General features: G+C 76.2%; 2 protein-coding genes and 1 pseudogene. All 3 read right to left on the minus strand.

Translation table 11 applies throughout. The annotated features are described in order from the left end of the window. Positions 1–263, minus strand: a 263-nt coding sequence (locus AE652_RS37565) for a DUF5682 family protein (protein WP_049659766.1), incomplete at its 3' end; no start/stop codon positions are given. 4 nt (positions 264–267) lie between these two features. Then, positions 268–1,431, minus strand: coding sequence for an AAA family ATPase (locus AE652_RS37570; protein WP_049659767.1), 1,164 nt, complete (start codon positions 1,429–1,431; stop codon positions 268–270). After that, a pseudogene (locus tag AE652_RS37575) lies at positions 1,428–3,670 on the minus strand (hypothetical protein); the annotation flags it as partial. The pseudogene AE652_RS37575 and the gene AE652_RS37570, both read right to left, overlap by 4 nt.

Raw genomic sequence — 3,670 nt, forward strand, 5'->3', positions numbered from 1 at the left:
CGGGTGGCCTCGTCGGCGAGCGGGCCGAGCCAGGGCTGGAACTCGGCGGGCAGCTCGACCAGGACGACGTCCGGCCGGGCGGCGTCGAGCAGCGCGGGGACCACCGCGCTGAGGGACGGCGCGTGGTGGCGCACGCCGATCAGGTAGGGGCCGGGGCGACCGGTGCCGGCCGCGGCCAGCCGGTCGGCCTCGGCCCGGACCGCCTGGTCCGGGTGCTCCGCCTGGTCCGCGTCGTCCGGGCGGGTGGTCTCCGCGCTGCTCATCGGATCAGGCCTCCAGCGCCGGACGGAGGTCCCACAGGGTGCGCCAGGTGGCGGCGCCCTGCTCGGCGCGACGGCGGACCGGGCCGTCCCAGTAGCCGAGCAGCCGGGCCGCGTCGGACGGCTCGTCCTTGCGGACCACGCCGAGGAGCTGGCCGGGCAGCCGGCCGAGCAGGTCCCCGCCGTCGGGCAGGTAGGCGGCGCTGACGCCGAGCGCGGTGGCGACGGAGACCGCCTCGGCGGTGCTCATCACGGTGGACGGGCGTTCGACGTCCCAGCCTTCGGTGGACCGGCCGCTGCGCAAGTCCCGGAAGGCCGTGACCAGGGCCTCCAGGACGGCGTCGTCCACCGCGTAGGCGGCGCCGGCCCGGGCCACGGCGGCGGTGGACTGGCGGCGGACCAGGTCGACCTCGGCGGCGAGGCTGCCGATCGGGCCGACCGTCTCGAAGTTGAACCGCCGCTTGAGCGCCGCGGACATCTCGCTGACGCCCTTGTCCCGCAGGTTGGCGGTGGCGATCAGGGTGAAGCCGGCCGCGGCGTGCAGTTGGCCGTCCGGGGTGCCGGCCAGTTCGGGGACGGCGATGCGCCGCTCCGAGAGCAGCGAGACCAGCGCGTCCTGCACCTCGGGCAGGCAGCGGGTGACCTCCTCGACCCGGGCGACCGCGCCGGTGGTCATCGCGGTGAGCACCGGCGAGGGCACGAGGGCCTCCCGGCTGGGCCCCTTGGCGAGCAGCAGGGCGTAGTTCCAGCCGTACTTGAGCTGGTCCTCGGTGGTGCCGGCGGTGCCCTGGACGGTGAGCGCGCTGCTGCCGCAGACGGCGGCGGCGAGCAGCTCGGAGAGCATGGACTTGGCGGTGCCGGGCTCGCCGACGAGCAGCAGGCCGCGCTCCCCGGCGAGGGTGACGACGCAGCGTTCGACCAGGGCGCGCTCGCCGACGAACTTCGGCTCGATGACCAGGCCCTTGCGCCCGGCCTTGAGCTTCTCGCCGCCGCTGCCCATCACGAAGGTGACCACGGCGCGCGGGGTCAGGAGCCAGCCGGGCGGGCGCGGGCCGCTGTCGTGGGCGGCCAGGAACTCCAGTTCGGCGGCGTACTTCTCCTCGGGCGGGACGGTCTGCCGGTCGGCCGCGGCGGGGGCGGCGGCGCCCTTGGTGGTCTCGGTGGCGGTCATCGGCGGGCCTTCCTGCGCTTGCCGGTCTGGAGCTCTTCGTATCCGGGGGCGTCGCCGTCGACGGTCCGCTGCCAGGCCCGGGCGAACAGCTCGGGGACGGGCAGGGGGACCAGCGCGGGCCGGTGGGTGGGCAGTTCGTAGAGGGCGGCCTTCCACGTCTCGGCGGGCAGGGCGGGCGACTTGGCCTCCTGCCAGCCGCCGGGCAGGAAGAGGCCGCGGCCGGCCCGGGAGCGCTTGGCCTCCAGCACCAGGCCGCTGGCGGCGAGTTCGGCGCGGGCCTTCTTCAGCCGGGCGGGCTTCCAGCCCGTCCAGCGGGCGGCGTTGCGGTCGGTCGGGTCGGGCAGGGCGAGCAGTTGGAGGTAGAGCGTGGCCGCGTCCTCGCCCAGGCCGTGGGTGCGGGACACCTCGGCGACCAGCTCGGGGACGGACAGCAGCGGGTTCTGCAGCCAGGCCGGGCCCTCGCCGGGGGCCGGCACCGAGGCGGCGGAGGCGGCCAGTTGCTCCGGCTCGCCGCGCAGCACGGCTTCGATGGCGCCCCGCTCGGCGGAGAACCAGTAGCTGCTGGAGAGCCCGTCGAGCAGTTCGAGCAGTGGGTCGTCCGGGCCGGTGAGGGCGGCCGGGCGCAGCCAGATCCGCTCGTAGTCCTCGTGGTACGGCGTCAGGACGAGCGCCGGGCCGCAGTGGACCAGGCCGTCCCGGTCGGCCCCGCCCTCGGCGGGCAGGCCGAAGTGGGTGCGCAGGACGGCGGCCAGCGAGGCGCCCTTGACGGTCCGCACCAGGTCGAGGTCGAGCAGCAGCTCCGGGTCGGCGAGGCGGTCGCGCAGCGCGGCGGCGGCGGTGGGCAGCAGCGGGCGCAGCGGGCTGTCGGCGGGCAGGTGGTAGGCGAGCCAGCGCAGCGCGGCGATGGTGGAGCCGAGGGCGCCGGTCTCGGGGACGGCGGACTCGTCCTCGGGCGTCAGCCGCTGGCCGACCCCGTCCACCTCGGTGAACCGGAAGCCGGTGCGGCCGGCCAGCCACGGGGTGTGGGCGGGGTTGAGCACCGCCTCGACGGTGTCGATGGACACGCCCTGGACGGTGGCCAGGGCCTCCTCGGGGAGGGTGACGAGCCGTCCGAAGCGCCGGATCCACTCCTCGGCGCCGGCGGCGATGTCGGGGCCCTCGGTCCACAAGGTCTTCGGGTCGGCGGGCAGCAGGGCGCCCCAGACGGCGGCGAGGCCGTTGTGGTCGTGCCCGCGCAGCCAGGCCCGGGCGGCCTTGAACTCGGCGGCCTTGAGGCCGAGTTCGGTGGGCGCGGAGATGTCCGTCCAGTACAGCAGGCCGGACGGCGGGCTGAGCAGCAGGGCGGAGCGGGCGGTGCCGATGCCGGTGAGCTCGTTGAAGGCCTCCGCCCTGGCCGCGTCCCGGGGGACGGATCCGTGCAGCGCGGCGACCCTCCAGAACTTGGCGACCCAGGCGGCGTCGACCAGTTCCTCGGTGCCGCGCTCCTCGAGGGTGGTGAAGTGCGCGACGGGGCCGAACTCCCCGCTCGGGTCGTGGTCGACGGCGAGCCAGTGCACCCAGCCGTCGGCGACCTGTCGCTGGTGGCCGATGATGACGACGGTGCGCCCGCCGTGCCGCAGCACCTCGCCCTCGCGGGGCGTGACCGGCCGGGGGCCGGTGGCGTTCGGGGCCGCCGGCACCTGCTCGGCGAGGACGATCTCGCGCAGGGTGGCGCCGCGGTCGGCCAACGGGCCCCTGGTGAGCTCACCGAGCAGCAGGACCAGCGAGGAGCGGTGGGCGGACTCGGTGAACGGCGAGGCCACCGCGTAGGCCAGCGCGTGGATCCGGCCGAGCAGTTGGAGCCAGCCGTAACTGACGCTGCCGTTGTGCAGGGTGACGGTGGCGGGGCTGGTCCAGCCCTCGCCCTCGGCGGCGGGCGGGGCGGCCAGCACGGCGGTGACGGCGCGCAGGTTGTTGAGCACCCGGCAGCGCTCCTCGGAGCCCCAGTTGTTGCCGAAGCCGCCGATCTCGGGCAGCACGGCGCGCACGGCGTCGCGCAGTTCGTGGTCGCGGCCGTGGTCGGGCCGCCACTCGGCGTTCTTCGCCTTGCCGGGGCGCTCGGCCTCCGGCTGCGGGACGAACCGGGCGACCCGGTCCAGCAGGTCGGCGGCCGTGCGGGCGAGCCCGGCGACGCCGGCCAGCAGCCGCGGGTGGGCGATGCCGGGCAGGATCGCGCCGACCTCCGGGACGGGCAGGGTGC

Source organism: Kitasatospora sp. MY 5-36 (assembly GCF_001182915.1).
GTDB lineage: Bacteria > Actinomycetota > Actinomycetes > Streptomycetales > Streptomycetaceae > Kitasatospora.